At 66.7% G+C, this 25,404-nt stretch carries 22 protein-coding genes; 10 read left to right on the plus strand and 12 right to left on the minus strand.

The annotated features are described in order from the left end of the window. Positions 1–53: 53 nt before the first annotated feature. From ACSQ8Y_RS21005 to ACSQ8Y_RS21025, 5 genes are all read right to left on the minus strand, one after another. Positions 54–1,169: a glycosyltransferase family 4 protein gene (locus tag ACSQ8Y_RS21005; RefSeq protein WP_436268366.1), complete on the minus strand. Its 1,116-nt coding sequence runs from the start codon at positions 1,167–1,169 to the stop codon at positions 54–56. A 4-nt stretch (positions 1,170–1,173) separates the two neighbouring features. Further along, positions 1,174–2,298 (minus strand): glycosyltransferase family 4 protein, encoded by a 1,125-nt coding sequence (locus tag ACSQ8Y_RS21010; protein WP_436268367.1) that lies wholly within the window; start codon positions 2,296–2,298, stop codon positions 1,174–1,176. 5 nt (positions 2,299–2,303) lie between these two features. Beyond that, positions 2,304–3,215, minus strand: a complete 912-nt coding sequence (locus ACSQ8Y_RS21015) for an NAD-dependent epimerase/dehydratase family protein (RefSeq protein ID WP_436269880.1) — start codon at positions 3,213–3,215, stop codon at positions 2,304–2,306. Positions 3,216–3,247: 32 nt separating this feature from the next. Next, the gene (gene gmd, locus ACSQ8Y_RS21020; RefSeq protein ID WP_436268368.1) at positions 3,248–4,291 is read right to left on the minus strand and encodes a GDP-mannose 4,6-dehydratase; all 1,044 of its coding nucleotides are present in this window, start codon (positions 4,289–4,291) and stop codon (positions 3,248–3,250) included. Positions 4,292–4,416: 125 nt separating this feature from the next. Further along, entirely contained in the window at positions 4,417–6,735 is a 2,319-nt protein-coding gene (locus ACSQ8Y_RS21025; RefSeq protein WP_436268369.1) for an NADP-dependent malic enzyme, read from the minus strand. Between the two features lie 402 nt (positions 6,736–7,137). On the opposite strand from ACSQ8Y_RS21025, the gene ACSQ8Y_RS21030 reads away from it, so the two are divergent. Both ACSQ8Y_RS21030 and thiL read left to right on the plus strand, forming a co-directional pair. Then, positions 7,138–7,314 (plus strand): hypothetical protein, encoded by a 177-nt coding sequence (locus tag ACSQ8Y_RS21030; RefSeq protein WP_436268370.1) that lies wholly within the window; start codon positions 7,138–7,140, stop codon positions 7,312–7,314. Between the two features lie 35 nt (positions 7,315–7,349). Beyond that, on the plus strand, positions 7,350–8,348 hold the full coding sequence (gene thiL, locus ACSQ8Y_RS21035) for a thiamine-phosphate kinase (RefSeq protein ID WP_436268371.1): 999 nt from the start codon (positions 7,350–7,352) through the stop codon (positions 8,346–8,348). A gap of 97 nt (positions 8,349–8,445) precedes the next feature. Here thiL and ACSQ8Y_RS21040 read toward each other — a convergent pair whose 3' ends face one another. The 3 genes from ACSQ8Y_RS21040 to ACSQ8Y_RS21050 are packed head-to-tail and all read right to left on the minus strand — an operon-like array spanning position 8,446 to position 13,675. Next, positions 8,446–11,082 carry an EAL domain-containing protein gene (locus tag ACSQ8Y_RS21040; protein ID WP_436268372.1) on the minus strand — a complete coding sequence of 879 codons (2,637 nt, stop codon included), beginning with the start codon at positions 11,080–11,082 and terminating at the stop codon, positions 8,446–8,448. After that, positions 11,079–13,106 (minus strand): ATP-binding protein, encoded by a 2,028-nt coding sequence (locus ACSQ8Y_RS21045; RefSeq protein WP_436268373.1) that lies wholly within the window; start codon positions 13,104–13,106, stop codon positions 11,079–11,081. The genes ACSQ8Y_RS21040 and ACSQ8Y_RS21045 overlap by 4 nt, the downstream gene beginning before the upstream one ends. Next, on the minus strand, positions 13,103–13,675 hold the full coding sequence (locus ACSQ8Y_RS21050) for a YfiR family protein (RefSeq protein WP_436268374.1): 573 nt from the start codon (positions 13,673–13,675) through the stop codon (positions 13,103–13,105). Before ACSQ8Y_RS21050 ends, ACSQ8Y_RS21045 begins: the two co-directional genes overlap by 4 nt. 175 nt (positions 13,676–13,850) lie before the next feature. Here ACSQ8Y_RS21050 and ACSQ8Y_RS21055 point away from each other — a divergent pair, with 175 nt between their 5' ends. The 5 genes from ACSQ8Y_RS21055 to ACSQ8Y_RS21075 all read left to right on the plus strand — a co-directional run bounded on the left by ACSQ8Y_RS21055 (position 13,851) and on the right by ACSQ8Y_RS21075 (position 17,210). Beyond that, positions 13,851–14,345 carry a CinA family protein gene (locus ACSQ8Y_RS21055; protein WP_436268375.1) on the plus strand — a complete coding sequence of 165 codons (495 nt, stop codon included), beginning with the start codon at positions 13,851–13,853 and terminating at the stop codon, positions 14,343–14,345. A 48-nt stretch (positions 14,346–14,393) separates the two neighbouring features. Continuing rightward, the gene (locus ACSQ8Y_RS21060) at positions 14,394–15,122 is read left to right on the plus strand and encodes a hypothetical protein (RefSeq protein WP_436268376.1); all 729 of its coding nucleotides are present in this window, start codon (positions 14,394–14,396) and stop codon (positions 15,120–15,122) included. A gap of 11 nt (positions 15,123–15,133) precedes the next feature. After that, positions 15,134–15,616, plus strand: coding sequence for a hypothetical protein (locus tag ACSQ8Y_RS21065; RefSeq protein ID WP_436268377.1), 483 nt, complete (start codon positions 15,134–15,136; stop codon positions 15,614–15,616). 240 nt (positions 15,617–15,856) lie between these two features. Next, the gene (locus ACSQ8Y_RS21070) at positions 15,857–16,159 is read left to right on the plus strand and encodes an ArsR/SmtB family transcription factor (RefSeq protein ID WP_436268378.1); all 303 of its coding nucleotides are present in this window, start codon (positions 15,857–15,859) and stop codon (positions 16,157–16,159) included. Between the two features lie 4 nt (positions 16,160–16,163). Continuing rightward, positions 16,164–17,210: a cation diffusion facilitator family transporter gene (locus ACSQ8Y_RS21075; RefSeq protein WP_436268379.1), complete on the plus strand. Its 1,047-nt coding sequence runs from the start codon at positions 16,164–16,166 to the stop codon at positions 17,208–17,210. A 166-nt stretch (positions 17,211–17,376) separates the two neighbouring features. Here the strand turns inward: ACSQ8Y_RS21075 and cysK are convergent, their stop codons facing one another. Together cysK and ACSQ8Y_RS21085 are read right to left on the minus strand one after the other, a co-directional pair. Beyond that, on the minus strand, positions 17,377–18,312 hold the full coding sequence (cysK, locus tag ACSQ8Y_RS21080; protein WP_436268380.1) for a cysteine synthase A: 936 nt from the start codon (positions 18,310–18,312) through the stop codon (positions 17,377–17,379). Between the two features lie 98 nt (positions 18,313–18,410). Then, positions 18,411–18,920 (minus strand): FKBP-type peptidyl-prolyl cis-trans isomerase, encoded by a 510-nt coding sequence (locus ACSQ8Y_RS21085; RefSeq protein ID WP_436268381.1) that lies wholly within the window; start codon positions 18,918–18,920, stop codon positions 18,411–18,413. Between the two features lie 34 nt (positions 18,921–18,954). Here ACSQ8Y_RS21085 and thpR point away from each other — a divergent pair, with 34 nt between their 5' ends. Then, positions 18,955–19,500 carry an RNA 2',3'-cyclic phosphodiesterase gene (thpR, locus tag ACSQ8Y_RS21090; protein WP_436268382.1) on the plus strand — a complete coding sequence of 182 codons (546 nt, stop codon included), beginning with the start codon at positions 18,955–18,957 and terminating at the stop codon, positions 19,498–19,500. 118 nt (positions 19,501–19,618) lie between these two features. On the opposite strand, the gene tcdA is transcribed toward thpR, so the two are convergent. Continuing rightward, positions 19,619–20,476 (minus strand): tRNA cyclic N6-threonylcarbamoyladenosine(37) synthase TcdA, encoded by an 858-nt coding sequence (gene tcdA, locus ACSQ8Y_RS21095; RefSeq protein WP_436268383.1) that lies wholly within the window; start codon positions 20,474–20,476, stop codon positions 19,619–19,621. Between the two features lie 55 nt (positions 20,477–20,531). Between tcdA and pdxH the strand changes: the two genes are divergently transcribed. Further along, the gene (gene pdxH / locus ACSQ8Y_RS21100; protein WP_436268384.1) at positions 20,532–21,842 is read left to right on the plus strand and encodes a pyridoxamine 5'-phosphate oxidase; all 1,311 of its coding nucleotides are present in this window, start codon (positions 20,532–20,534) and stop codon (positions 21,840–21,842) included. Between the two features lie 19 nt (positions 21,843–21,861). Then, complete coding sequence (locus ACSQ8Y_RS21105; protein WP_436268385.1) at positions 21,862–23,064, plus strand: class I SAM-dependent methyltransferase; 1,203 nt, start codon at positions 21,862–21,864, stop codon at positions 23,062–23,064. Positions 23,065–23,104: 40 nt separating this feature from the next. Here the strand turns inward: ACSQ8Y_RS21105 and ACSQ8Y_RS21110 are convergent, their stop codons facing one another. Beyond that, a complete protein-coding gene (locus tag ACSQ8Y_RS21110) occupies positions 23,105–25,402 on the minus strand; it encodes an ATP-binding protein (protein ID WP_436268386.1) in 2,298 nt (765 codons plus the stop codon). Positions 25,403–25,404: the final 2 nt, after the last annotated feature.

The following is a 25,404-nucleotide window of genomic DNA, read 5'->3' on the forward strand; positions in this document are numbered from 1 at the left end:
GCATGGCTTATCGCGGGGGCGCCGAGCCCTTCGCGGGAACGGCAAGCGCTGCCTCAGCCCTTGCGCGCCAGCTCCCGGTACAGCCCCAGGTAGTTGTGCGCCATGCGTTCTGCCGTGAACAGCTCTTCGTAGCGCGCGGCGGCGCCCCCGCCCATCCGCGCCGCCATGTCCGGATCCTCCCACAGCGCCCGCATGGCCTCGCCGAAGGCTTGCGGATCGCTGGGCGGCACCACCAGGCCGGTCACCCGGTCCACATTGATGTAGGTGGTGCCGGTGCCGATCTCGCTGGAAATCATCGGCTTGCCGTACATGGCGCCCTCCAGCAGCGAAATGCCGAAGGCCTCGGAACGCAGGTGCGAGGGGAACACCATGGCGTAGCACAGCTCCAGCAGCGCCACCTTGTCTTCCTCCTCCAGCGCGCCGACGAACATCACGTGGGTCAGGCCCAGGCGTTCGGCGTGCTGCTTCAACTCCTGCTCCAGCGGGCCGGCGCCGACAATCACCACCGGATAATCGGTGTTGGCCACGGCGTCGAGCAGGATGTGCAGGCCCTTGTAATAGCGCAGCATGCCGATGAACAGGAAGAAGCGCCCGCCGCAGCGCGCGCGCCATTTGTCCAGCACCTGCCGCGAGGGCTGGGGATAGATCGATTTGTCCAGGCCGTAGGTGATGGTGCGGGTCTTGTTCTTGTAGCGGCCCAGCACCGGCGACGAGGCCAGGTAGTTGGGCGAGGTGGCGACGATGGCGTCCACGCTTTTCAGGAAACGCTGCTTGAGCGGGGTGTACACGCGCAGCAGCGTTTTCTGGCGCACGATGTCCGAGTGGTAGGTCACCACGCTGGGCTTGTCGATGCGCGCCAGGAAGTGCGCCATGTCCATGAAGGGCCACGGGAAATGGTAATGGATCACGTCCGCGCTGCGCGCCAGGTGCTTGAGCTTGCGGATGGCGCCGAAGGACATGCCGTTCGAGGCGATCTCGAAACTGAGCGGCACCCGGTGCACCGTGTGGCCCTCGATCTCCATCTGCGCGGGCCCGCCGTTGCGGGTCAGGGTCAGCACTTCATTGGTCACGCCCAGGCGGCCGGTGCCGACGCACATCTGGCGTATCACCTGCTCGATGCCGCCCCAGGAATCGGGATAGTAAGTCTTGTAGAAGTGGAGGACGCGCATAGGTTCAGGATAAGAGGGTGTGGTACACGGCGGCCGTCTTGCGGGCGGTTTCGGCCCAGGTCAGCTCGACAGCGCGCACGCGGCCGGCGGCGACGCAGCGCGCGCGCAGCGCGTCGTCGCGCGCCAGCTCCAGCATGGCCGCGCCGATCTCCGGCACCGACAGCGGGTCGACTTCCAGCGCCGCACCGCGCGTCACTTCCGGCAGCGAGGTGGTGTTGGAGGCGATCACCGGCACGCCGGAAGCGAAGGCCTCCACCACCGGAATGCCGAAGCCTTCATACAGCGAGGGGAATACGAAGACGCCCGCGCCGGCGTACACATGGCGCAGGTGCTCGGCGTCGGTCAGGCGGTCCAGCCACAGCACGTTCTCGCCGTTCTGCACGGCCGCCTTCATCTGGGCCTGCTGTTCTTCGCTGCGCCAGCCCGGCGCGCCCACCACCACCAGCTGGCGCCTGGCGCGCACTACCGGCGGCAGCGCCAGGTAGGCTTCCAGGATGCGGCCGACGTTTTTGCGCGGCTGCAGCGTGCCGACGAACAGGAAATAGCCCGGCTTCAGGCCGTACTGCGCCAAGGTGGCGGCCAGCGCCTGCGGCGCGGGCGGGACCAGCCATTGCGCGTCGACGCCGCACGGCACCACGCTGATGCGCTTGTCGGACACGCCGAAGCATTCCACCAGTTCGCGGATGGCGAATTCGGTGTGCGCGATGACATGGTCGGCCTTGCGGGCGGCTTTCGCCTGCAGCCAGTTCTTCAGGCCGCGCAGGCGCGGGTTGCACCATTCCGGATGGGACACCGGCAAGGCGTCGTGCAGCGTGGCCAGCACCATGCAGTCCATACGCACGATGCGGTAGTCGGTGGCGTGGTACAGGTCCACCGACGGCATGTGCTGGCGCACCGCGCCCGGCGTGGCCAGGTCGCGCAGCGTGGTCAGTGGGAAGGAATGCGGCATGGCCTCGCCGACGCTGAGGCCGGACGTGCCTTTCAGGAAGGGGGCGAAAGAAAACGGCTGCACCGAGCAGCCGGTCTGCGGCAGATGCCGCAACAGGGCCTGGCTGTAGACGCCTATGCCGTCCAGGCGCCCGCCGGTCAGGACCGGTTCAACAGTGGTGGTGGAGAGGCCAATGCGCAAGACACTCAAGCCTCGTACATCCAGCGCAGCGTCTGCTCCAGCGGCACCGGCACGATTTCACCCACCACGCCCGCCAGGCGGGTGTTGTCGCCGACCAGGCGCACCACTTCATTGGCGCGCACGAAGGCGGGGTTCACATGCACGTTGATCTGGTAGCCGGCGATGCGGCCCATCATGTCCAGCGCTTCGCCCAGCGAGTAGCCGATGCTGGAGCAGATGTTGAAAGTCTGTCCGGCCGGCGCCTTCGCCAGCAGTTGGCGGTAGGCGGCTGCGACCATGCGCACGTCCGAGAAGTCGCGCCACACGTGCAGGTTGCCCAGCTCGATGTCGGCGGCCTTGCGGCGGAAATGCGACACGATTTTCGGCAGCAGGAAGTTCTCGTGCTGGCCGACGCCCGTGTAGTTGAACGGCCGGGTGACGATGATGGGCAGCTTGTCCATCCACAGGCGGGCCATGTATTCCATGGACAGCTTGCTGACGGCGTAGTCGTTGGCCGGCGCAGGGGGCGTGTCTTCGCCCAGCACCGGCAAGTCGGCGTTGCCGTAGATGTTGGCGCTCGATGCCAGCAGCACCGCGGAAGGTTTTTTGGCGCTGCCCGCCAGCGCTTCCAGCAGGTTGCGCGTGCCGACCACGTTGACGCGGTAAATCTGTTCGACGTCGGCGTGCGCCACGAAGGCGATCGCCGCCAGGTGCACCACCACATCGGGCTGCACCTGCCCCACCATGGCCGCCACGGCGGCACGGTCGGTCAGGTCCACCGCCAGCATGTCGTCGGACTCGCTGCCGTGGCCCGGCACCGTGGTGCCGGTGACCCGGTAGCCGGCCGCGCGCAGCTCGGCCGCCACGTACTGGCCGGTGAAACCGGCCAGGCCCGTGACGAGCGCGCGCTTGCCGGCGCCTTCCTGCGCAGCCGACATGAGCGGCAGGGGCGGGGGCAGCTGGCCGTCCATTAGAACGAGAAGCCGGCCTGGTTGCGGCGCAGGTCGGCGTCGACCATCAGCTGGCACAGCTCTTCGAGCGTGGTTTTCGGCGCCCAGCCCAGTTCCTTGAAGGCCTTGGCCGGATTGCCGATCAGCAGCTCGACTTCGGCCGGACGGTAGAATTTCGGGTTGATGCGCACCAGCACTTTGCCGCTCTGGGCGTCGTGGCCGGTCTCGTTTTCCGCTTCGCCCTGCCATTCGATGGCGATGCCGGCGGCCTTGAAGGCCATCGTGACGAAGTCGCGCACGGTTTCGGTGCGGTTGGTCGCCAGCACATAGGTGCCAGGTTCATCGGCTTGCAGGATGCGCCACATGCCTTCCACGTATTCCTTGGCGAAGCCCCAGTCGCGCTTGGCGTCCATATTGCCCAGTTCCAGCACCTCGAGCTTGCCCAGCTTGATCTTGGCGACCGAGTCGGTGATCTTGCGGGTGACGAACTCGCGGCCGCGCAGCGGCGACTCGTGGTTGAACAGGATGCCGGAGGAGCCGAAGATGCCGTAGGACTCGCGGTAGTTCACGGTCATCCAGTGGGCGTACAGCTTGGCCACGCCGTAAGGGCTGCGCGGGTAGAACGGGGTGTCTTCCACCTGCGGGATGGCTTGCACCTTGCCGAACATCTCCGAGGTCGAGGCCTGGTAGAAGCGGATCTTCGGGTTGACGATGCGGATCGCTTCGAGCAGGTTGACCGGGCCGATGCCGGTGATTTCCGCCGTGGTGACCGGCTGCTCGAAGGACACGCCGACGAAGCTTTGCGCCGCCAGGTTGTAGACCTCGTCGAAGTCGCCATTCTGGATCAGGCGGATGCTCGAGCTCAGGTCGGTCAGGTCGTACTCGACCAGTTTCAAATTGGGGTTGTTCTCGATGCCCAGCTCTTCGATACGCCAGAAGTTGACCGAACTGGTGCGGCGGTAGGTGCCGGTGACTTCGTAACCCTTGCCCAGCAGCAGTTCCGCCAGATAGGCGCCATCCTGGCCGGTGATGCCCGTAACGAGCGCTTTTTTAGTCTTTTGCATGATATTCACAGTTTCCGAACGAACTTGACAGCCGAGTATTGTAACAGAGACATGAAGGCCGCCCGATTTGCACCGGGCGGCCCTTACACTACTTACATCTTGTTACAGGGCAACATTGCCGGCGCTCAGGCCTTGCGCTGCGCCACCGCGTCCACCACGCACAGCGCGGTCATGTTGACGATGCGGCGCACCGTCGCCGACGGCGTCAGGATGTGCACCGGCGCGGCGCAGCCCAGCAGGATGGGGCCGACCGCGATGCCGTTGCCGGCCGCCGTCTTGAGCAGGTTGTAGGCGATGTTGGCCGAGTCGATGTTCGGCATCACCAGCAGGTTGGCGTCCGCCGTCAGGTAGGAGTCCGGCATGATCTTCTGGCGCAGCTTGGAGTCCATCGCCGTGTCGCCGTGCATTTCGCCATCCACTTCCAGCTCCGGCGCGCGTTCGCGCACCAGCGCCAGCGCGGCGCGCATCTTCTGCGCCGAGGCGCTGTTGGACGAGCCGAAATTCGAGTGCGACAGCAGCGCCGCGCGCGGCTGCAGGCCGAAGCGCTTCATTTCCTCGGCTGCCATGATGGTGATGGCGGCCAGCTGGTTGGCGTCCGGGTCCTCGTTGACGTGGGTGTCGACGATGACGAGCTGGCGCTCGGGCAGCACCAGCACGTTCATGGCGGCGTACACGCAGGCGCCCGGACGCTTGCCCAGCACCTGGTCGATGTACTTCAGGTGCAGGTCGGTGGTGCCGAAGGTGCCGCAGATCATGCCGTCGGCATCGCCCTTCTTGATCATCATGGCGCCGATCAGCGAGTGGCGGCGGCGCATTTCCAGCTTGGCGTATTCCTGCGTCACGCCGGCGCGGTTGGCCAGCGCGTAGTAGGCGGTCCAGTAGTCGCGATAGCGCTCGTCGAAGTCCGGGTTGATGACGTCGTAGTCGACGCCCTGCTTCAGGCGCAGGCCGAATTTGTGGATGCGGCTCTCGAGCACCGGCGGACGGCCGACCAGGATGGGACGGGCCAGGCGCTCGTCGACCACCACTTGCACGGCGCGCAGCACGCGCTCTTCTTCGCCTTCGGCGTAGACGATGCGTTTCATGTCGGCCGGGGTCTGCTTGGCCACCGCGAACAGCGGCTTCATGAAGGTGCCGGAGCGGTACACGAACTGCTGCAGGCTGTCGGCGTAGGCTTCCAGGTCCTTGATCGGACGGGTGGCAACGCCGGACTCGAAAGCGGCCTTGGCGACGGCCGGCGCGATCTTGGTCAGCAGGCGCGGGTCGAACGGCATCGGGATCAGGTACTCGGGGCCGAACGACAGATTGTTGATGCCGTAGGTGGTGGCCACGATGTCGGACTGCTCGGCGTGCGCCAGCTCGGCGATCGCGTGCACCACGGCGATTTCCATTTCGCGCGTGATGGTGGTGGCGCCGCAATCGAGCGCGCCGCGGAAGATGTAGGGGAAGCACAGCACGTTGTTGACCTGGTTCGGATAGTCCGAACGGCCGGTGCAGATGATGGCGTCGCCGCGCACGGCGCGCACGTCTTCCGGCAGGATTTCCGGATTCGGGTTGGCCAGCGCCAGGATCAGCGGATTCGGGGCCATGGTCTTGACCATGTCCTGCTTGAGCACGCCGCCGGCGGACACGCCCAGGAAGATGTCGGCGTCCGGTATCACTTCGGCCAGGGTGCGGGCCGGGGTGTCGCGCGCGAAGCGCTCCTTGTCCGGGTCCATCAGCTCGGTACGGCCCTTGTAGACCACGCCGGCCAGGTCGGTGACGAAGATGTTTTCCAGCGGGAAGCCGAGGTCGACGATCAGGTCCAGGCAGGCCAGCGCGGCCGCGCCGGCGCCGGACACCACCAGCTTGCATTCCTTGATGTTCTTGCCCACCAGCTGGATGCCGTTCAGGATGGCCGCGCCGACGATGATGGCGGTGCCGTGCTGGTCGTCATGGAAGACCGGGATTTTCATGCGGTCACGCAGCTGGCGCTCGATGGTGAAGCACTCGGGCGCCTTGATGTCTTCCAGGTTGATGCCGCCGAAGGTCGGTTCCAGCGAGGCGATGATGTCGACCAGCTTGTCGGGGTCGGATTCGTTGATCTCGATGTCGAACACGTCGATGCCGGCGAATTTCTTGAACAGCACGCCCTTGCCTTCCATCACAGGCTTGGCCGCCAGCGGGCCGATATTGCCCAGGCCCAGCACGGCGGTGCCGTTGGTGATGACGGCGACCAGGTTGCCGCGCGCGGTGTACTTATAAGCGTTGGCGGGGTCGGCGACAATTTCTTCGCACGGGGCGGCCACGCCCGGGGAGTAGGCTAGCGCAAGGTCGCGCTGGTTGGTCAACTGCTTGGTGGGGGTAACACTGATTTTGCCGGGTTTTGGGCACTCGTGGTACTCGAGTGCGGCCAGGCGCAGTTGTTGTCTCAATTCCTCTTTTTTATCAGATGACGAATCCATGCTCTTGCTGCCTTCCTGTTTGTCTATCGGGAAAGCTTCCGATTCTATCAGACCAATTCTTTCAATCAGCTAGGTATTTTCACGAATCAGACAGAATAACTATCGGTCTTATCAATATTATCAATTTTTTCTATGGTCAGTTTCTGTTTATCATGACTTGCATTGCGCAAGGATGGAGGAAACACGGCCGGCAGAAAGACAGGACTTCGGGATGGTCGAAATCTGACGCCATCTTTTTGAGAGTTGGTATCTGCGTGATAGCCGCCGGCTAAATGCGCAGCACATGCCGCGGACCGTCAATGCCTTGAAAAAACATGCACTTACCGCTGTACTTCTGCTAGACAAGGTGAGGTTCGCGTAATAGACTGGGTTGATTGTCTTCCTCACAAGAAAGGACGCGCGATGAGCTACCAGTTATGGCACAGTTGCTACCGACTCTCTAGTGTCGCCGCCCCGGTTTCCACGGTGATGCTGTTCTTCGCGCCGCGCGGCACGGAACAGTCCGCCCTACTGGCCCTCACGGCGGTCGCATCGGTGGGCGTCTGGGCTTACAGTTCCAGCCGCCGCAAAAAAGCCTAGATCGCTTGAGTACGCTGACCCCGCTACAATAGGCGATGCTCTCCGAATTCGACCTTATCGCTGAATATTTCCACCGTCCGCGCCCCGTGCGCGCCACGCTAGGCATCGGCGACGACTGCGCGCTGCTGACGCCGGTCGCCGGCATGCAGACGGCCATCTCCTCGGACATGCTGGTCGAAGGCCGGCATTTCTTCGCCGGCGCCGATGCGCAGCGCCTGGGCCATAAAAGCCTGGCGGTCAATCTGTCCGACCTGGCCGCGATGGGCGCCAAGCCGGTCGCCTTCACGCTGGCGCTGGCGCTGCCCGAGGCCAACCGCGACTGGCTGGCCGGCTTTTCGCGCGGCCTGTTCGCACTGGCGGACGCGCACGGCTGCGAGCTGGTGGGCGGCGACACCACCAAGGGCCCGCTCAATATCTGCATCACCATCTTCGGCGAACTGGCGCCGGGCGAAGCGCTGCGGCGCGACGCTGCGCGGCCGGGCGACGACATCTGGATTTCCGGCACCCTGGGCGACGCCCGCCTGGCGCTGGCCGGCTATCTGCAGGAGCCGGGCCCGGGCGCACAGCTCAGCCTGGGCTCGGACGGCTTCGGTCCCGCCGATCTGGACGCGGCCGGCGAACGCCTGCACGCGCCCACGCCGCGCGTGGCGCTGGGCCGCCTGCTGGCGCAGCGGCGCCTCGCGCACGCGGCGATCGACATCTCGGACGGGCTGGTGGGCGACATCGGGCATATCCTCAAGCGCTCCAAGGTCGGCGCCACGCTGGACGTGGACGCGCTGCCGGCAGGACCGGTGCTGGCGCGCTGCGCGCAGCCATGGCGGCGCGCCTACACGGCGGCCGGCGGCGACGATTATGAATTGTGCTTCACCGCGCCGGCCGCGCGGCGCGACGCCGTGCTGGCGGCCGGCGCGGCAAGCGGCACGCAAGTCACGCGGGTGGGGCGGATCGAGGCGGCGGCGGGCCTGCGGCTGGTGGACGCACAGGGCGCGCCGCTGGACCTGCAGTTGCAGGGCTTCGACCACTTCGGCACCTGAGACCAAGAGCACGACTCCCGCTTTCGCGGCGGTCCACCGATGCGGAATACCACCCGACCTGTCGTTCCCGCGCACGCGGGAATCCATACTTCACCTGCTACACCATCGAGGTATGGTCCTCGCCCGGCTCGCCGACGCGGCGGCCGGTGCCGTGCATCAGCCAGTAATGGTGGAAGGCGAGCCGGATATTGTCGCGCAGCTGGATGTCGTCCCAGGGCTTGGTATAGAAGCGGTAGATCGCGCCCCGGTTGATCGAGTCGAGCACCGCCTCCAGCCCCGTGTAGCCGGACAGGATGATGCGTATCGTGTCCGGGTACATCTCCTTGACCTTGCTCAGGAACTCGGTGCCGCTCATGATGGGCATGCGCTGGTCGCACACGATCACCTGCACCGGGTACAGCGCGAGCAGTTCAAACCCCTCGGCCGGCGTGGCCGCCGTCAGGATGCGGTAGCCGTCGCGCCGGAACAGGCGGTGCAGCGAGGACAGCACGTTGACGTCGTCGTCCACGATCAGCAGGGTCTGCGGCGGCTCGGCGGCCTGGTTGGGGTCCGGCGGCAGGCAGCGCCCGCCCTCGACCATCTGCCCCATTTCGTCCGGCGGTATCGGCCGGCTGAAGAAATAACCCTGGATCTCGTCGCAGCGGTTGCGCCGCAGGTATTCGAGCTGCGGCCGCGTTTCCACGCCCTCGGCGATCACCCGCAGCTTCAGGCTGTGCGCCATGCTGATGATGGCCAGCGCGATCGCCGCGTCGTTGGGGTTGGTGGTGATGTCGCGCACGAAGGCGATGTCGATCTTCAGCTTGTCGATCGGGAAGCGCTGCAGATAGGCCAGCGAGGAATAGCCGGTGCCGAAATCGTCGATCGAGCACTTCACGCCCAGTTCCTTGAGCCGCCCCAGCACGCCGATGGTGCGCTCGGCGTTCGACATCAGCGCGGTCTCGGTCAACTCCAGCTCGAGCAACTCGGGCGGCACCTTGTGGCGTTCCAGCGCCAGCCGCACTTCGCCCTCCAGGTCGCCCTCGACGAACTGGCGGCTCGATACGTTCACCGCCACCGTCACAGGCCCCACCATGGAGCGGCCCCAGGCCGCGATCTGGCGGCAGGCCGCGTCGATGATCCAGGCGCCGACCCGTACGATCAGCCCCGTGTCCTCCAGCACCGGCACGAATTCGGCCGGGAACACCAGGCCGTAGCCGGGCCGCTGCCAGCGCAGCAGCGCCTCGGCGCCGCTGATGCGGCCGGTGGTCAGGTTGACCTTGGGCTGGTAGTACAGCAGCAGTTCGTTCTCGTCCAGCGCACGGCGCAGCGCCAGCTCCAGGTCCAGCCGCGCCAGCACCTGCACGTTCATGCCGGCGGTGAAGAAGCGGTAGCCGTCGCGGCCGGCCTGCTTGGCACGCTCCATCGCGGTGTCGGCGTACTTCACCAAGGTCTCGGGCTCGGTGGCGTCGTCCGGGTACATGGCGATGCCGATGGACGCCGTCAGCGCGGCCGGGTGGCCCTCCAGGTCGAAGGGCGCGCGCAGCGCCTCGCGCACCTCGTTGGCCACCAGCACCGCGTCCTGCTGGTTGCGCGTCATGGTCAGGATCAGCGCGAACTCGTCGCCGCCCAGGCGGCCCACGGTGTCGCGGATGCGCACGCACTGCACCAGGCGGTTGCTGAACTGGCGCAGCAGCTCGTCGCCGGCCGCCGGCCCCAGCGAATCGTTGATGTTCTTGAAGCGGTCCAGCGCGATGAACAGCACCACGATGCGCCACTCCTTGTCGTGCGCCAGTTCGATGCTCTCGGCCAGCGTCTGGAAGAACAGCGAGCGGTTGGGCAGGCCGGTCAGGCTGTCGTAGCGCGCCATGTGCTGCAGCCGCTCCTGCGCCAGGCGCCGCTCGCTGATGTCGCGCGCCACGCAGATCAGCGTGGGATGGGGCGTCTGCGGCCCGGCCGAGTCCCCCCGGCCGTGCTGCAGCTGCCAGTACAGTTCCACCGGCACCGCCGCCAGGTCCTGGCGCGTGAGCTCCATTTCAAGCAGCTCCGGCGCGCGCGCGCCGGCCGCGGCCCTGTCCGCGGCCGACTCCGCCGACAGGGCCGCGGCGCAATGCGCGCGCAAATCCTCTTCCGTGCCCAGGCCGATGCGGGCCGGGGCGGACTCCAGCGCCAGCAATTGCTCGCGGCCATAGCCCAGCATGCGGCAGGCGCCGTCGTTCAAGTCCACCAGCGCCAGCGTGCCGGAGTCGATCAGGAAGATGGCGTCGGCGGTGGCGTCCATCGCGCTGCGGAAGCGCTGCAGTTCGGCGGTCCGCTCGCGCACGGTCTGCTCGAGCAGCGTGCCGTAATTCCTGGCCTCGCGGTGCATCAGCCGCACCTCCAGCATGTTGCGGATGCGGGTCAGCACCTCGACCGGGTCGAAGGGCTTGCTGACGAAATCGCGCGCGCCGGCCTCCAGCGCGGGCAGCTTCTGGTCCGGCTGCGCGGTCACCACCAGCACCGGCAGGTAGGCTTCCGCCTCGAGCGGCTTGAGCGCGTTCATCACGTCGAAGCCGCTCATGCCCGGCATGTGCAGGTCGAGGATGATCAGGTCGTAATTGTGCTGCTCGTGCCACGGCGCCACCACGCGCGGGTCGGTGGTGGAGCTGACGGACAGGTAGCCGGTGGTGGTGAGCAGGTACTCGAGCAGCTGCACGTTGACGGCCTGGTCGTCGACGATCAGTATCTTCGCGTTGAGGATGTCCGACGGGGTGATCATGACATTTCCTTGCTGGCCTTCCTATCGGCGAGGTAGGCCAGCGTGCTGTTGATGGCCTCCGTGAATTCATCGATGTTGATCGGTTTGATCAGGTAACGGAAGAATCCTGCCGCAACTCCTTTTTCTATGTCGCGCGGCATGGCGTTGGCCGTCAGCGCGATCACCGGGATGGCGCCGGTGCGGCTGTCGGCGCGCAGCACCCGCATCGCATCGAGGCCGTTCATGCCGGGCAGGTTGATATCCATCAGGATGATGTCGGGCAGGTGCGCGCGCGCCAGCTCCACGCCCAGGTGGCCGTCCGGCGCGGACAGCAGGCGCAGGTCGGGCCGGAAGCTGATGATCTCCTCCACCAGCTTCAAATTGGCCGGATTGTCCTCGACATACAGGATGGTGACCGGGTCGCCGGGATTGTGCGGCTTGGCCGTCTCGCCCAGCGCGCGCGCGCCCTCGCCTTCGAGCAGCGAAGGTACGGGATCGGCGGCCGGCATCTCGATCCAGAACATGCTGCCCGCGCCCTGGCTGCTCGAGACGCCGATCACGCCGCCCATCAGCTCGACCAGGCGCTTGGTCACCACCAGGCCGATGCCGGTGCCCTCCTCGGCGCCGCTCTCCTGGCCCAGGCGGTTGAAGGGCTGGAACAGCTGGGCCACCTGCTCGGGCCGCAGCCCGATGCCCGTGTCCTGCACCGACAGGCGCACCAGGCCGGGCCCGTTCATCGTGCAGTCGACCACCACGGCGCCGCCCTCGCGGTTGTACTTGATGGCGTTGGACAGCAGGTTGAGCAGCACCTGCTTGAGGCGGGTGCGGTCGGCGCCGACGCTGGTCTGGCAGCCGTCCGGGAACAGCATGCGGATGCCGCGCGCGGCCGCCAGCGGTTCGGTCATGCTTTGCACCTCCTGCAGCATCTCCTGCAGGCTCACCGGCTCCATCGACAGCGCCACCGCGCCCGATTCGATCTTGGCCAGGTCCAGGATCTCGTTGATCAGGGTGAGCAGATGGCGACCCGATTTGAGGATGTGGTTGGCGAACTCCTTCTTCTGCACCAGCGTCGACGGCAGCTTGTCGGAGGTGAGGATCTGGGCGAAGCCGAGGATGGCGTTGAGCGGCGTGCGCAGCTCGTGGCTCATGGACGACAGGAAGGCCGACTTGGCCTGGTTGGCGCTCTTGGCCTCCTCCATCGCCATGGCCAGTTCGCCGTTGGTGGCCTCGAGCTGCAAGGTGCGCTCGTGCACGCGCTCCTCGAGTTCCTGGTTCAAGCGCATCACCTCCTGCTGCGCCTGGGCGCGCTGCTCGGCCTCGCGCGCCAGCTCCACGTTCGAGCTTTCCAGCGCGCGCTTGCGGGTCTCGACCTCGCTCAGCATGGAGTTGAACGATTCGACCAGCTGCGCCACCTCGTCCTCGCTGGTCTTGGCGGCGCGGCGCGAATAGTCGCCGGTCTGCACCACCTCGCGCGCCACGTCGCGGATGTCGAGGATGGGGCGCGTGATGACGAAGTCGATGCGGCGCATGATCAGGTAGGCTATGCCCATGGCGGGCAGGATCACCAGCAGCGCGATGCCCAGGTAGTCGCTGATGCGGCCCAGCATCTCGTATTCGGCGCGCAGGTAGACGGTGCCCAGCAGCTCGCCGTTGTCGACGATGCGCTTGAACAGGATCAGTTTGCCGTTCTCGAAGCGCACGCCCTCGGCCTCGGCCTGCTGCGGGAAGTGGTCGTCCTGGCCGGGCGCGACGTAGCTGGCGAACAGCTTGCCCTTGGCGTTGTAGATGGCGCCGGCGTTGACCTTGGGCCGCAGGCGCAGCAGCGCCAGGTTCTGCTTGGCCAGCGCGCGGTCGTCGAAGGCCAGCGCGGCGCTGCTCATGTGGCCGAGCAGTTCGGACTGGGTGCTCATGTCGCCGCTTACGCTCTGGTGGTAGGCGCGCAGGTCGTAGGCCACGATGGTGGCCAGCGACACCAGCAGCGCCACCAGCGTGGACAGCATCACCACGCCGAGCAGTTTTTGCCGCAGCGAGCGCAGTTTGATCATGTCGCGCCCCCTTGCACTTTGACGGCGGCCGACAGCATGCGCGCGCTGATGCGGATGCGCGCCAGGGAAGCCGGCTTGAGCGCCACTTCGAAGCGCAGCCTGTCGTCGGCCAGCACGAAGTTGACGATGCTGCCCAGGGCGTGCGCCTCTTCGTTGTCCGAGACGGTGAGCAGCGGCTGGTTGCGGGTGGCCGCGATCACGTCCTGCAGACTGGCTTTATCGAGCGCGCCGAGGAACAGGATGTGCACATTGCCCGGCGCTTCATTCTTCTTGAGTTTCTTCACCTGCAGCGGATGGCCGTTGGCGCTGTGGCCGGCCACGGTCTGCTCGAGCTGCTCGGCCAGCGCGTCGGCGCCCATGACGCCGATCACCAGCGGGCTGTCGGGGCGCACGAAGCTGCCCTCGGGCCACTCGACGAAGCCGGCGAACTTGTACAGGTAGGCGGCTTTCACCTGGCGCATCAACGGCACTTCCTGCGCTTGGGCGCAAACGCAGGCCGCCATGAACAGCAGCAGCGGCAACAGGCGCCGGGCCAGCCCGAGCAGGCCCGACTGGCTTGCAAACTGCATGTTTCCACTCCCCTAGGTAAGATACAGATACAGGCAAAACGAGTGTACGCATTTTTAGTACGCCCGGGCAGACTTTTTTGACTGTGTGCATGCCTGCGCGGGCTAGAATGTGCAGCTACTAGTCATTTGACAAGAGGGACTGACGATGCACGGCGTGGGCGGAATGGCGGACGGGATGGCGGACGGGACTGCGGACGGGACAGCGCGGCTGGCGGCCGAAGTGGGGCGCGCATTGCAGGGCAAGGGTCTGGTGCTGGCGACGGCAGAGTCGTGCACGGGCGGCGGCGCGGCGCAGGCCATCACCGACATCGCCGGCTCCAGCGGCTGGTTCGACAGCGGCTTCGTCACCTACTCCAACGCGGCCAAGAGCGCGCTGCTGGGCGTGCCGGCCGAGCTGATCGCCGCGCACGGCGCGGTCAGCGAAGAGGTGGCGGCGGCGATGGCCGCCGGCGCGGTGGCGCGCAGCCAGGCGCAGGTGGCGCTGTCGACCACCGGCATTGCCGGGCCGGGCGGCGCGGTGCCGGGCAAGCCGGTCGGCACCGTGTGTTTCGGCTGGGCCGGGGGCGGCAAGGTGCGCACCGAGCGGCTGGTCTTCAGCGGCGACCGGCGCGCCGTGCGCGAGCAGGCTGTTGTCCATTCGCTGCAAGGGCTGCTGCGCTTTTTGGTATAGTGCGTGCGGGCACGGGCACAAACCAGAGAGAGACACGAGAGAAAGACGATGCAGAACACGGTACATTTCATCCTCCAAGGCAAGGGCGGCATCGGCAAGACCCTGGTGTCCACCATATTGGCGCAATGGCTCGCGAGCAAGGACGAAACCCCGTTGCGCTGCTATGACACCGACCAGGAGAACGCCACCTTCTCGCGCTACAAGGCGATGAACGTGAAGCACGTGCCGGTGATGACGGAGCAGCGCACCATTGACCCGAAGCGCTTCGACGCGCTGATGATAGACATCCTCGAAGAAGACGGCAATTGCGTGGTCGACAACGGCGCCAACACCTTTTCGCCGCTGGTGGCCTACCTGATCGAAAACGACTGCTTCTCGCTGCTGCAGGAATCGGGCCGCAAGGTGTACATCCACACCATCGTCGGCGGCGGCGACACGCTGCACGACACTGCGATGGGTTTCTTGTCGACCGCGAAATCGACCTCGGTGCCGCTGGTGCTGTGGGAGAACGAGCACTTCGGCGCGCTGCAATCGGCGTCCGGGAAATCGTTCATCGAATCGCAGACCTATGCCGACAACGCCGCGCGCGTGGTGGGCCGCGTGGTGCTATCGCAGCGCAACGCCGACACCTTCGGCGCCGACATCAAGAAGATGAACACGGCGCGCCTGACGGCCGAGGAAGTGAAGGCCAGCGACAAGTTCAACGTGATGGAAAAGCAGCGCATCAAGGTCGTGTTCCGCGACCTGTTCGAGCAGCTCGACAAAGTGACCTGGTAACGGGGCGCGCCATGGACCAGCACAAGCTGCGCAGTCTCGTGTTTGAAAAGACCGGCGTCAAGATCGACGTCGACGATCCGATCTTCGCGCTGGTGGCGCTGAACGAAGCGGTGCTGGCCGAAGCGGTCGAGCGCCACATCGAGCGGATCGACGCCGTCTCGCGCGAGCTGGCCGAGCAGGTGCGCGCCGCCGGCGGGCTGCCGCCGGCCAAGGCGCCGTCCGCTTACGAGCCGGCGCCCGCCGCGCCGGTGAAAGCCATCGCCACGCAATCGCCGCTGGTCACGCCGCGCGAGCAGCGCCTGCTGGCCGCCGCCGCCGGCATCGCACTGCTGGCCGCGCTGCTGGTGGTAAGCGCGCAGTCCATACTCAGCAAGCCTGCCGCCCTGACGCCGCAACAAGCCGCCGCCCTGGTCCAGGCCGACAAGCTCAGCAAGGCCATTGAGTCCCTCGACGCCAAAACCCGCGACCAAATCCGCTCCGCCCTGCAAAAATAGCCCTCCCCCATGCACGAACGCAGGCCCGCCCCCAGCCCTGGGGTCAGGCCTGCATTCGTGCATTTCCAGGCAAACTCATCCTCCGCGTAGCCACTGCGCGCCCCGTTTTGCCACCTGGGGTCAAGCCTGCATTCATGCATGTGCACGATGCAGGGCGTCAGGTCTGACGCGGAAAGTGCACGAATGCAGGCCTGACCCCAGGGTTGTGCTAACATGTGAACATCTATTCATTTGTTGGCCATGACTATACTTACTCAATCCGATGCCTCGGTGACGCAGCTGGCGGACCTGTTCCATTTGCTGGGCGATCCGACCCGCTTGCGCATCGTGCTCGCTTGCGTGGCGGCGCCGGTTGCCGTGGGCGATATCGCGTCCTTGCTCAATCTGAGCAGCTCGCTCGTCAGCCACCACCTGCGCCTGCTGCGCGCGGCCCGCATCGTCAAGTCCGAACGCCAGGGCAAGCAAGTCTTCTACTCCGCCGCCGATGCGCATATCAGCGGCGTCCTCCACGATATGCTGGAACATATCGCCGAACCGGGATAACACCATGCCACACGATCACCACGGCCATAGCCACGACCACGAACATCAGCACGATCCGCAGCACATGCCTCAGCAAGATCGTCAATGCGATCACAAGCATGATCATAAACATGATCACAAGCATGGCCATGACCATGGGCACGGCCACGCGCACGGCCACCACCATCACGGCGATCCGAACAGCCAGGGCCGCGCTTTCGCCATCGCCATCGCGCTGAACACGGTCTTTGTCGCCATCGAATTCGGCTACGGCTTTATCGCCAATTCGACCGCGCTGATGGCCGACGCGGGCCACAACCTGTCCGACGTGCTGGGCTTGATGCTGGCCTGGGGTGCGGCCATCCTGGCCAAGCGCGCGCCCAACCAGCGTTATACCTACGGCCTGCGCAGCAGTTCGATGCTGGCCGCGCTGTTCAATTCCATGCTGCTGATGGCCGCTTGCGGCGCCATCGCCTGGGAGGCGGTGCAGCAGCTGATGCGCCCCGCCCCGGTGGCCGGTTTGACAGTCTCGGTGGTGGCGGCGGTCGGCATCGCGGTGAACGGTTTCTCGGCCTGGCTGTTCATGGCAGGCAGCAGGGACGATATCAATATCCGCGGCGCCTACCTGCACCTGGCGGCGGACGCGGCCATCTCGCTGGGCGTGCTGCTGGCCGGCCTGGCCGTCATGTGGACCGGCTGGACCTGGCTGGACCCGCTGGTCAGCATCGCCATCGTGGTGGTGATCATGCTCGGCACCTGGTCGCTGCTGCGCCAGTCGCTGAACATGGTGATGGCTGCGGTGCCCGATTCGGTGGACGCCGCCAAGGTCGATCTGTTCCTGCGGGCCCGCGAGGGCGTAAACGAGGTGCACGATCTGCATATCTGGGCCATGAGCACGACCGAAACCGCGCTCACCGCCCACCTGGTGATGCCGGCCGGCCACCCGGGCGACGAGGCGCTGGACGAGATCGCCGCACGCCTGAAGGCCGATTTTGCCGTCCACCACGCCACCCTGCAGGTCGAACTGGGCACCACCGCGCACGCCTGCAGCCTGCAAGGCCACGGCCACTAGCGCCAGACGCCGCGAGGCTTTGCAAGCGCCAGGCCTGCGCACCGCGCAAAACGGCCGACGCTCCCGGACGCCGGCTCACGCAGGCCGCCAGCCTCTCAGGCACGCAGCCTCTCCGGCGCCTGGCCAATCACCCGCCCGGCTGCAAGGCCTTGCCCGGATCAACGGTTCACTGGTCGGCCAGTCCGGCGTACAGCGGCGTGCTCAGGTAGCGCTCGCCGAACGAGGGGATGATGGTGACGATCAGCTTGCCCGCGTTCCCGGGCCGCTGCGCCACCTGCATTGCCGCCCACAGCGCGGCGCCCGACGAAATCCCCACCATCAGCCCTTCCTGCGAGGCCGCCGCCCGTGCGGTGGCGAACGCGTCCTCGTTGCTCACGCGTATCACTTCGTTGTAGACCTTGGTGTTCAGCACGGCCGGCACGAAGCCGGCGCCTATGCCCTGGATCGGGTGCGGCCCCTTGGCGCCGCCCGACAGCACCGGCGAAGCGTCCGGCTCCACGGCGATGCACTGGAACTCGGGCTTGCGTGCCTTGATCACTTCGCCCACGCCGGTGATGGTGCCGCCGGTGCCGACGCCGGCCACCAGGATGTCCACCCTGCCGTCGGTGTCGCGCCAGATTTCCTCGGCGGTGGTGCGGCGGTGGATGTCGGGATTGGCCGGGTTGTTGAATTGCTGGAGGATCAGGTAGCGGCTGTCGGCCTCGGCCAACTGCTCGGCCTTGCGGATCGCGCCCAGCATGCCTTCGCTGCCGGGCGTGAGGATCAGCTCGGCGCCGTAGGCACGCAGCATGGTGCGGCGCTCGCGGCTCATGGTGTCGGGCATGATGAGGGTGCAACGGTAGCCGCGCGCGGCGCACACCATGGCCAGCGCGATGCCCGTGTTGCCGCTGGTCGGTTCGAGGATGATGGAGTCCGGACGGATCTGCCCGGCCGCTTCCGCGGCGGCAATCATGGACAGGCCGATGCGGTCCTTGACGCTGTGCGCGGGGCTGTAGAACTCTAGTTTGGCGAGGATCTGGGCCGGTGCGCCGGCGGCCATCCGGTTGATGCGAACCAGCGGCGTGTTGCCGATCAGTTCAGTGACGTCGTTGGCAATCTTCATGACGGGGGCTCCGCTCGAGTGGCTGGAAACCTCAGTCTACGCCGATTTGGGCGCCGCGCATCACGGATGCGCGGCCTATCGCGGCCTATATTTACTGCTTACTTCACTTCGATCAAATCGACTTCGAAGGTGAGCGCGGAGTTCGGCGGGATTTCGCCGGCCGAGCGCGAGCCGTAGGCCAGTTCGGCCGGGATGATGAGGATGCGCTTGCCGCCCACTTTCATGCCTTGCACGCCCTGGTCCCAGCCCTTGATGACCTGGCCTTTGCCGAGCGTGAATTCGAGCGGCTCGCGGCCGATCGAGGAGTCGAACTTCTTGCCGCGCTGGTTCTTGGCCAGCGGGCGGTACAGCCAGCCGGTGTAGTTCACGCGCACGGCGTTGCCGGCCGCGGCTTCTTTGCCGGTGCCGACCTTGACGTCGTTGACGATCAGCGCGTCGGCGGCGGGGCCGGGCTGGGCCGAGCCGACCACCACGGGTGCGGCCGGTGCGGGTGCGGCCGGTGCCGGTGCCGGTGCTGCGGCTGGCGCTGCCGCCGGGGCCTGGCCGGCGGCCTGTGCCAGTGTAGCGGCGGCGAAGAGGAATGCGAACAAAACGGAACCACGGGTCATGATGTATTCTTTCGATGAAGTTTCGAGCGACCACATGATAACAAATCAGCCATCCGAAGCAATTACCCAACCGTCCGGCCACAAGCTTTTTTTCGCATTGTGGCCGGACGAGGACACGCGCGCGGCCCTGGCGCGCCTGCAGCCGCTGGTTCCCGGCCGCGCCATCGCGCCCGCCAAGCTGCATTTGACGCTGGCTTTCCTGGGGCAGCAGCCGGCCGGGGCGCTGGCGCCGCTGCTGGCGATACTGGATGCGTTGGCGGTGCCGCAGCTGCGCCTGCGCATAAATTGCCTGGGCTACTTCCAGCGCCCGCGCATCGCCTGGGCCGGCATGACGCAGGTGCCGCGGGAACTGATGGCGATGCAGGAGGAACTGATGGCCAGGCTGGAGGCGGCCGGGTTTTCACCGGCCACGCACGGCGAGTTCAGGCCGCACGTGACGCTGGCGAGGGAGGCGAAGACGGCGCCGCAGGACACCCGCTTCGAGCCGGTGGATTGGCCAGCCGGCGAGGTCGCGCTGGTGGAGTCGCTCGCGGACGGCCGCTATCTGCCCGTGGCGAACGGGCGCATCGTACGAACGTGACTCCTGCCGGAGTGACTTGAGAGACGCAAGGCGTCGTAACCCGCCAGCGTCAGCGCCGTTGGCGGCTCATGGCAGCTTACGCACTGTGTGCTAACCCGCCCTGCCCGCCCTGCACTCCCTACGCGGCCGCGTCTTCCGAGGCCGCCGGCACGGCCACCTGCGCGGCCAGCTTGCGCAGCACATGCCCGGCCGCCACCATGCCGAAGGTGGCCGTGACCACCATCGCCGAGCCGAAGCCGGCGCAGTTCAAGCCCGTCACGCCGCGCTCGTCGCCGTCGACCGAGCACGCCTCGCCTGTGTCCGGGAACTGCAACGGCTCCATAGAAAACACAGCGTCGATGTTGTATTTGTTCTTCATGCCCGGCGGGAAGCCGTAGTTGCTGCGCAGCCGGCGCCGCACTTTCTTCAGCAGCGGCTCCTGCTCGGTCTTCGACAAATCGCGCACTTCGATCTTGGTCGGATCGGTCTGGCCGCCGGCGCTGCCGATGATGATCAAGGGGATCTTGTTCCGATGGCAATACGCGACCAGCGCGGTCTTGGCCTTGGCGCTGTCGATGGCGTCGACCACGTAGTCGTAGCGGGGCAGCCCGATCAGCTGGTCCAGGTTGTCCGGGTCGACGAAATCCTCGACCTGCGTGACCTGGCAATACGGGTTGATCTGCGCGATGCGCTCGGCCAGCGCGTGGATCTTGGCCTGGCCGACGGTGCCGGTCAGCGCCTGGATCTGGCGGTTGATATTCGATTCGGCCACGTTGTCGAGGTCGATCAGGGTCAGGCGGCCGATGGCGCTGCGGGCCAGCGCTTCGACTATCCAGGAGCCGACGCCGCCGACGCCGACCACGCACACGTGGGCGCCGCGGAAGCGCTCCAGCGCGGCCTGGCCGTACAGGCGGCCGATGCCGCCGAAGCGGCGCTCGTAGTCGACGTCCGGGAATTCGGGCGCCGCAGGGGTTTCGGGGGTGTTAAGTTCAGTCATACCGCCATTTTATTCTAGAATGGCTGCCATCCTCCCTCCACCCGATGAGCACACCATGAGCAACTCCCTGATCGACACGGCGCCCGACTTCGGCCAGCCCATCGCCGTCCTGAAACATTGCCATGACCGCATCCGCAAGCAATTGGCCACGCTGGGCAATCTATTGGCCCACCTGCCGGCCCACGGCGCCGACGCGCAAGCGCGCCAGGCGGCGCAGGCGGTGCTGAAATATTTCAACAGCGCTGCCCATCTGCACCACGAGGACGAGGAGCAAAACCTGCTGCCCATGCTGGATGCCACCGCCCGCGGCGAGGATGCCGCCTTGCTGCGCGAACTGGCGCCGCGCATCGTTGCGCAGCACGCGCAAATGGATGGCGATTGGCTTATAATAAAATCACAACTTGACAAAATTGCCACAGGAACAGATGCAGCGCTGTCCGCCGGCGCGGTGGAAAAATACGTGGCCGATTACACGGCCCACATGGAAACCGAGGAACAGAATATCGCGCCCATGGCCAAGCGCTTGTTCAGCCCGGACCAGATGAAGGAACTGGGCGAGGCGATGCAGCGGCGGCGCGGCATAGCGCCCACAGGCGGGCCGGCCGCAAAGGCAACGCCGGCAGGATGGGCAGCAGCGGCGGCAGCGGCGGCAGTAGCTCCGGCAGCGGCGGCAGCGGCGGCAGTAGCTCCGGCAGCGGCGCTGCCGCCGGCCACCGCAGTCGCGGCAGGCGTCGACATCGCCGATTTGCGGCTCGATTACGGGCGCGCCAGCCTCGACGAGGCCGATACGCTGGCCCACCCCGTGGACCAGTTCGCGAAGTGGTTCGGCGAAGCCATGAAGGCCGAAGTGTTCGAGGCCAACGCCATGAGCGTGGCCACGGTGGGCGCGGACGGCAAGCCCAGTTCGCGCATCGTGCTGATCAAGCAGTATGACGAGCGCGGCTTCACCTGGTACACCAATTACGAGAGCCAGAAAGGCCACCAGTTAGCGCAGAACCCGCAGGCGGCGCTGCTGTTTTTCTGGCGCGAGCTGGAACGCCAGGTACGCATCGAGGGTCGCGTGGAGAAGACCTCGGCCGAGGACAGCGACAAGTATTTTTACAGCCGTCCAGTGAAGAGCCAGCTGGCGGCGGTCGCCTCGCAGCAGAGCGAGCACATTGCCAGCCGGGCCGAGATGGAGGCGAATTTTGCGGCCGTGGAAGCGGCCAGCGGCGGCCAGCCGCAGCGCCCGCCGCACTGGGGCGGCTACCGGCTGGTGCCGGAGCGGGTGGAGTTCTGGCAAGGCCGCCGCTCGCGCTTCCATGACCGCATCGTATATACGCTGCAAGCGGACGGCAGCTGGAAGAAGGAGCGCTTGCAGCCCTAACATTCTTAGGGAGGCTATCGTGTTCCTGCAAAACCGGCTCAGCGCCTGGATGTCGGGCGTACGGCAACAAACGGCGCTACCGCTGCGCATCGAACTGTGGAACGGCCAGCATCTCGACTTTTCCGCCGAGGCGCCGCGCGTCACGATACGCCTGCCGCAGGCATCGGCGGCGCGCTACCTGCTCAAACCCTCGCTGTCCAACCTCGGCTCGGCCTATGTCGAGGGCTTGATCGAGGTGCGCGGCGCGGCGCGCGACATGATCGCCGTGGTCAACGCGCTGGCGCGCTCCACCCTCAAGGAGCACGGCCGCTTCCCGCGCGTGATGCGCAATTTCCGCCACGACCGCAAGAAGGACGCCGAGGCGATCCGCTATCATTACGACGTCTCCAACGCGTTCTACCAGCAGTTCCTGGACCCGGCCATGGTGTATTCCTGCGCCTACTTCGAGCACGGCGACGAAGACCTGGCGACGGCGCAGACAAAAAAGATCGACCACATCCTGGCCAAGATCCGGCTGCGGCGCGGGCAGACCCTGCTTGACATCGGCTGCGGCTGGGGCGCGCTGGTGCTGCGCGCGGCGCGCGAATACGGCGCGCGCTGCGTCGGCATCACGCTGTCGCAAAACCAGTTCGAACTGGCGCGGGAGCGGGTGCGCGAGGCCGGCCTGGAGCAGCTGGTCGAGATCCGCCTGCAGGACTACCGCGACGTGCAAGGCCAGTTCGACCGCATCACCAGCGTCGGCATGTTCGAGCACGTGGGGCTGAAGCACCTGCCCGAGTATTTCCGCACCGTCAACCGCCTGCTGGCCGAGGACGGCGTGGCCATGAACCATGGCATCACCAGCACCGACCCGGACAACGGCGAAACACCTTACGGCGGTGGCGAATTCATCGACAAGTATGTGTTCCCGCAGGGGGAGCTGGTGCACCTGGGCCAGGTGCTGAAGGCCATGCAGGAGGGCGGGCTGGAGGCGTACGACGTGGAGAACCTGCGCCGTCACTATGCCCGCACCTGCGCCATCTGGACCGACAATTTCGAGGCGCGCGCGGCGTGCATCAAAGCGCTGGCGGGCGACAAGCGTTTCCGCATCTGGCATGTGTACCTGGCGGGCTGCGTGTACGGCTTCGAGCAGGATCTGTTGAGCTTGTACCAGATCGTGTGCGGCAAGGCGGGGCGCAACCCGCGCGTGCTGCCCTGGTCGCGCGGCTATATCTATACTTGATGCCGTGGCGCCCGCCCCGCGCATGGCTGTCCTGCTTGCCCTAGGGCGGGTTGGCGGGGGACGCCGAGTCCGCCAGTGCGCAAGCCGCCAGCGCCTCGTAAAGCTGCTTGATGGCCGCATCCAGCGCCTCCATGTGCGCCGCATCCCTGTGCGCGCCGAGGCGCTCGGCGGCGGCGATGGCGCGGGCGGCGCCGAAATTGACCAGCACGCCCTTCAGGCTGTGCACCGCCCGCGCGCCACGCTCGGCGTCCTGCGCAGCCTGCGCGTCCACCACTTCCCGCCACAGCTGCGGCCCGTCCTGCAGGAACAGCGCAGCCAGTTCGCGCAGCAGTTCCTCGTCGCCGTCGAGCCGCAGCAGCGCCGCCGGCCAGTCCAGCACGGGCGCCTCGGTGCCGGGCGCGTAGCGCGCCAGCACCTCGCGCAGGCGCGCCACATCGACGGGCTTGGACAGATAATCGTCCATGCCCGCCTCCAGGCAGCGCTCGCGGTCGCCCGCCATGGCGCGCGCGGTCATGGCGACGACGGGCGTGTGGCTGCCCGCCGCCTGCTCCCACTGGCGGATGTGGCGCGTGACGGCCAGGCCGTCCAGGTCGGGCATCTGCACGTCCATCAGCACCAGGTCGTAACTGCCCTGGGTGGCGTATTCGAGCGCTGTCAGGCCGTTGCCGGCCACGGTGACGCGGTGGCCCAGCTTTTCCAGCAGGCGCAAGGCCAACCGCTGGTTGACGGGGTTGTCTTCGGCCAGCAGCACGCGCAGGCTGCCGGGACGGGCCTCGGCGCCCTGCTTGCCCTCGTGCAGGATGCCGTGCCGGAATCCGGAGCGGCCCTCGCCGCCCTCCTCCAGCAACTGCCTGTCCGCCGGCATCTGCGGCGCGGACAGCGGCGTTGCCGGCGCCAGCCCCGTGTGCCGCAGCGGGACGGTGAAGCTGAAGCTGCTCCCTTCGCCAGGCTCGCTGCGCACGCCGATCCGGCCCTGCATCAGGATCACCAGGCGGCGGCAGATCGTCAGGCCCAGCCCCGTGCCGCCATACTCGCGCGTGGTGGAGCCGTCCACCTGCGCGAACGCCTCGAAGATCAGCTTCTGCTTCTCCTGCGGAATGCCGATGCCGGTGTCGGAGACGGTGAACACGATGTCGCAGCGCTCATCGTCTTCGCGCCCCGGCGCCAGCGCCACCGTGATGCCGCCGCGGCTGGTGAATTTGACCGCGTTGCCGATCAGGTTGATCAGCACCTGCCGCAAACGGCCCGGGTCGCCCTTCATGTTGCGCGGCAGGCTGGCGGGCAAGTCGCAGCGCAGTTCCAGCCCCTTCTGCCGCGCGCGCAGCGCCATCACGCGCACGCTGTCCTCCACCATCTGGCGCAGGTCGAAAGGCACGTCCTCGATGTCGAGCTTGCCGGCCTCGATCTTGGAGAAGTCGAGGATGTCGTCGACGATGGAGAGCAAGGCGTCGGCCGACGCCTTCACCAGGCCGAGGTCGGCGCGCTGCCCGGGCGTGAGCTCGGACTCCAGCACCAGTTCCGTCATGCCGATGACGCCGTTCATCGGCGTGCGCACCTCGTGGCTCATATTGGCCAGGAACTCGCTCTTGGCGCGGCTGGCCGCCTCGGCCGATTCCACCGCGCGCTGCATGGCCTCGCGCGCGGCGCGCTGCTCGCTGACGTCGATGAAGTAGCCCAGCATATAACTGCGCCCGCCGCTGTTGATGACGTTGCGGCTGACCAGCACGTCGCGCGGCGGGTCGAAGCTCATCAGGCGCCGCTCGCTGGTGACCATGCGGCCGCTGCTCCAGGCCAGCTCGTCCTCCCGGCGCGTGGTCTCGGCCCAGCGCGGCGAGGCGAAGTGCTCGATGGTGCGGCCCAGGATCTCCTCGCGCGTGCGCTGCGTGTAGGCCTCGAACTGCTTGTTGAAGCGCAGGAAGTGGCCGTCGCGGTCCTTCAGGAACACGGGGATGGGCAACTGGTCCAGGATCTGTTCGGTCAATTCCTGGCGGTGGCGCGCGTCCTCCTCGGACTCCCGGTGCTGCGCCAGCTCCTGCAGCATGCCGGCCAGGCGCTGGCCCTTGCGTCCCCGGCCGGCGCCGGCGCTCCTGTTGCGCCGCAGTTCCTGGCTCAGCAGCAAGTTGTCGGCGCGCACCAGCGCCAGCTCGGTCTCCACTTCGCGCAGGCGCGGCGCCAGGCCGGGGTCGGCGCGCTCGCCTTCCTGCAGCAGCGCCAGCAAGCCGTTGGCCAAGGCGGTTTCGCCTATCGCGCGCAGGTCCGCCAGGCGCTGTTCCATCTCCGCGTCGTCCTGCGCGCCCAGCGCGCGCTGGACCAGCATGAGCAGGCGGGCCGATTGCATGC

The sequence above is a fragment of the Pseudoduganella sp. LjRoot289 genome (assembly GCF_964252925.1).
In the GTDB taxonomy this organism is placed as follows: domain Bacteria; phylum Pseudomonadota; class Gammaproteobacteria; order Burkholderiales; family Burkholderiaceae_D; genus Rugamonas.

Coding starts and splice junctions, on each gene's coding strand:
- pdxH (WP_436268384.1), top strand. CDS start 20,532: ATGAGCAACTCCCTGATCGACACGGCGCCCGACTTCGGCCAGCCCATC.
- ACSQ8Y_RS21070 (WP_436268378.1), top strand. CDS start 15,857: ATGACTATACTTACTCAATCCGATGCCTCGGTGACGCAGCTGGCGGAC.
- thiL (WP_436268371.1), top strand. CDS start 7,350: ATGCTCTCCGAATTCGACCTTATCGCTGAATATTTCCACCGTCCGCGC.
- ACSQ8Y_RS21075 (WP_436268379.1), top strand. CDS start 16,164: ATGCCACACGATCACCACGGCCATAGCCACGACCACGAACATCAGCAC.
- ACSQ8Y_RS21030 (WP_436268370.1), top strand. CDS start 7,138: ATGAGCTACCAGTTATGGCACAGTTGCTACCGACTCTCTAGTGTCGCC.
- ACSQ8Y_RS21055 (WP_436268375.1), top strand. CDS start 13,851: ATGGCGGACGGGACTGCGGACGGGACAGCGCGGCTGGCGGCCGAAGTG.
- cysK (WP_436268380.1), bottom strand. CDS start 18,312: ATGAAGATTGCCAACGACGTCACTGAACTGATCGGCAACACGCCGCTG.
- gmd (WP_436268368.1), bottom strand. CDS start 4,291: ATGCAAAAGACTAAAAAAGCGCTCGTTACGGGCATCACCGGCCAGGAT.
- thpR (WP_436268382.1), top strand. CDS start 18,955: ATGATAACAAATCAGCCATCCGAAGCAATTACCCAACCGTCCGGCCAC.
- ACSQ8Y_RS21060 (WP_436268376.1), top strand. CDS start 14,394: ATGCAGAACACGGTACATTTCATCCTCCAAGGCAAGGGCGGCATCGGC.
- ACSQ8Y_RS21025 (WP_436268369.1), bottom strand. CDS start 6,735: ATGGATTCGTCATCTGATAAAAAAGAGGAATTGAGACAACAACTGCGC.
- ACSQ8Y_RS21085 (WP_436268381.1), bottom strand. CDS start 18,920: ATGACCCGTGGTTCCGTTTTGTTCGCATTCCTCTTCGCCGCCGCTACA.
- tcdA (WP_436268383.1), bottom strand. CDS start 20,476: ATGACTGAACTTAACACCCCCGAAACCCCTGCGGCGCCCGAATTCCCG.
- ACSQ8Y_RS21110 (WP_436268386.1), bottom strand. CDS start 25,402: ATGCAATCGGCCCGCCTGCTCATGCTGGTCCAGCGCGCGCTGGGCGCG.
- ACSQ8Y_RS21005 (WP_436268366.1), bottom strand. CDS start 1,169: ATGCGCGTCCTCCACTTCTACAAGACTTACTATCCCGATTCCTGGGGC.
- ACSQ8Y_RS21050 (WP_436268374.1), bottom strand. CDS start 13,675: ATGCAGTTTGCAAGCCAGTCGGGCCTGCTCGGGCTGGCCCGGCGCCTG.
- ACSQ8Y_RS21045 (WP_436268373.1), bottom strand. CDS start 13,106: ATGATCAAACTGCGCTCGCTGCGGCAAAAACTGCTCGGCGTGGTGATG.
- ACSQ8Y_RS21040 (WP_436268372.1), bottom strand. CDS start 11,082: ATGATCACCCCGTCGGACATCCTCAACGCGAAGATACTGATCGTCGAC.
- ACSQ8Y_RS21065 (WP_436268377.1), top strand. CDS start 15,134: ATGGACCAGCACAAGCTGCGCAGTCTCGTGTTTGAAAAGACCGGCGTC.
- ACSQ8Y_RS21015 (WP_436269880.1), bottom strand. CDS start 3,215: ATGTCGGCTGCGCAGGAAGGCGCCGGCAAGCGCGCGCTCGTCACGGGC.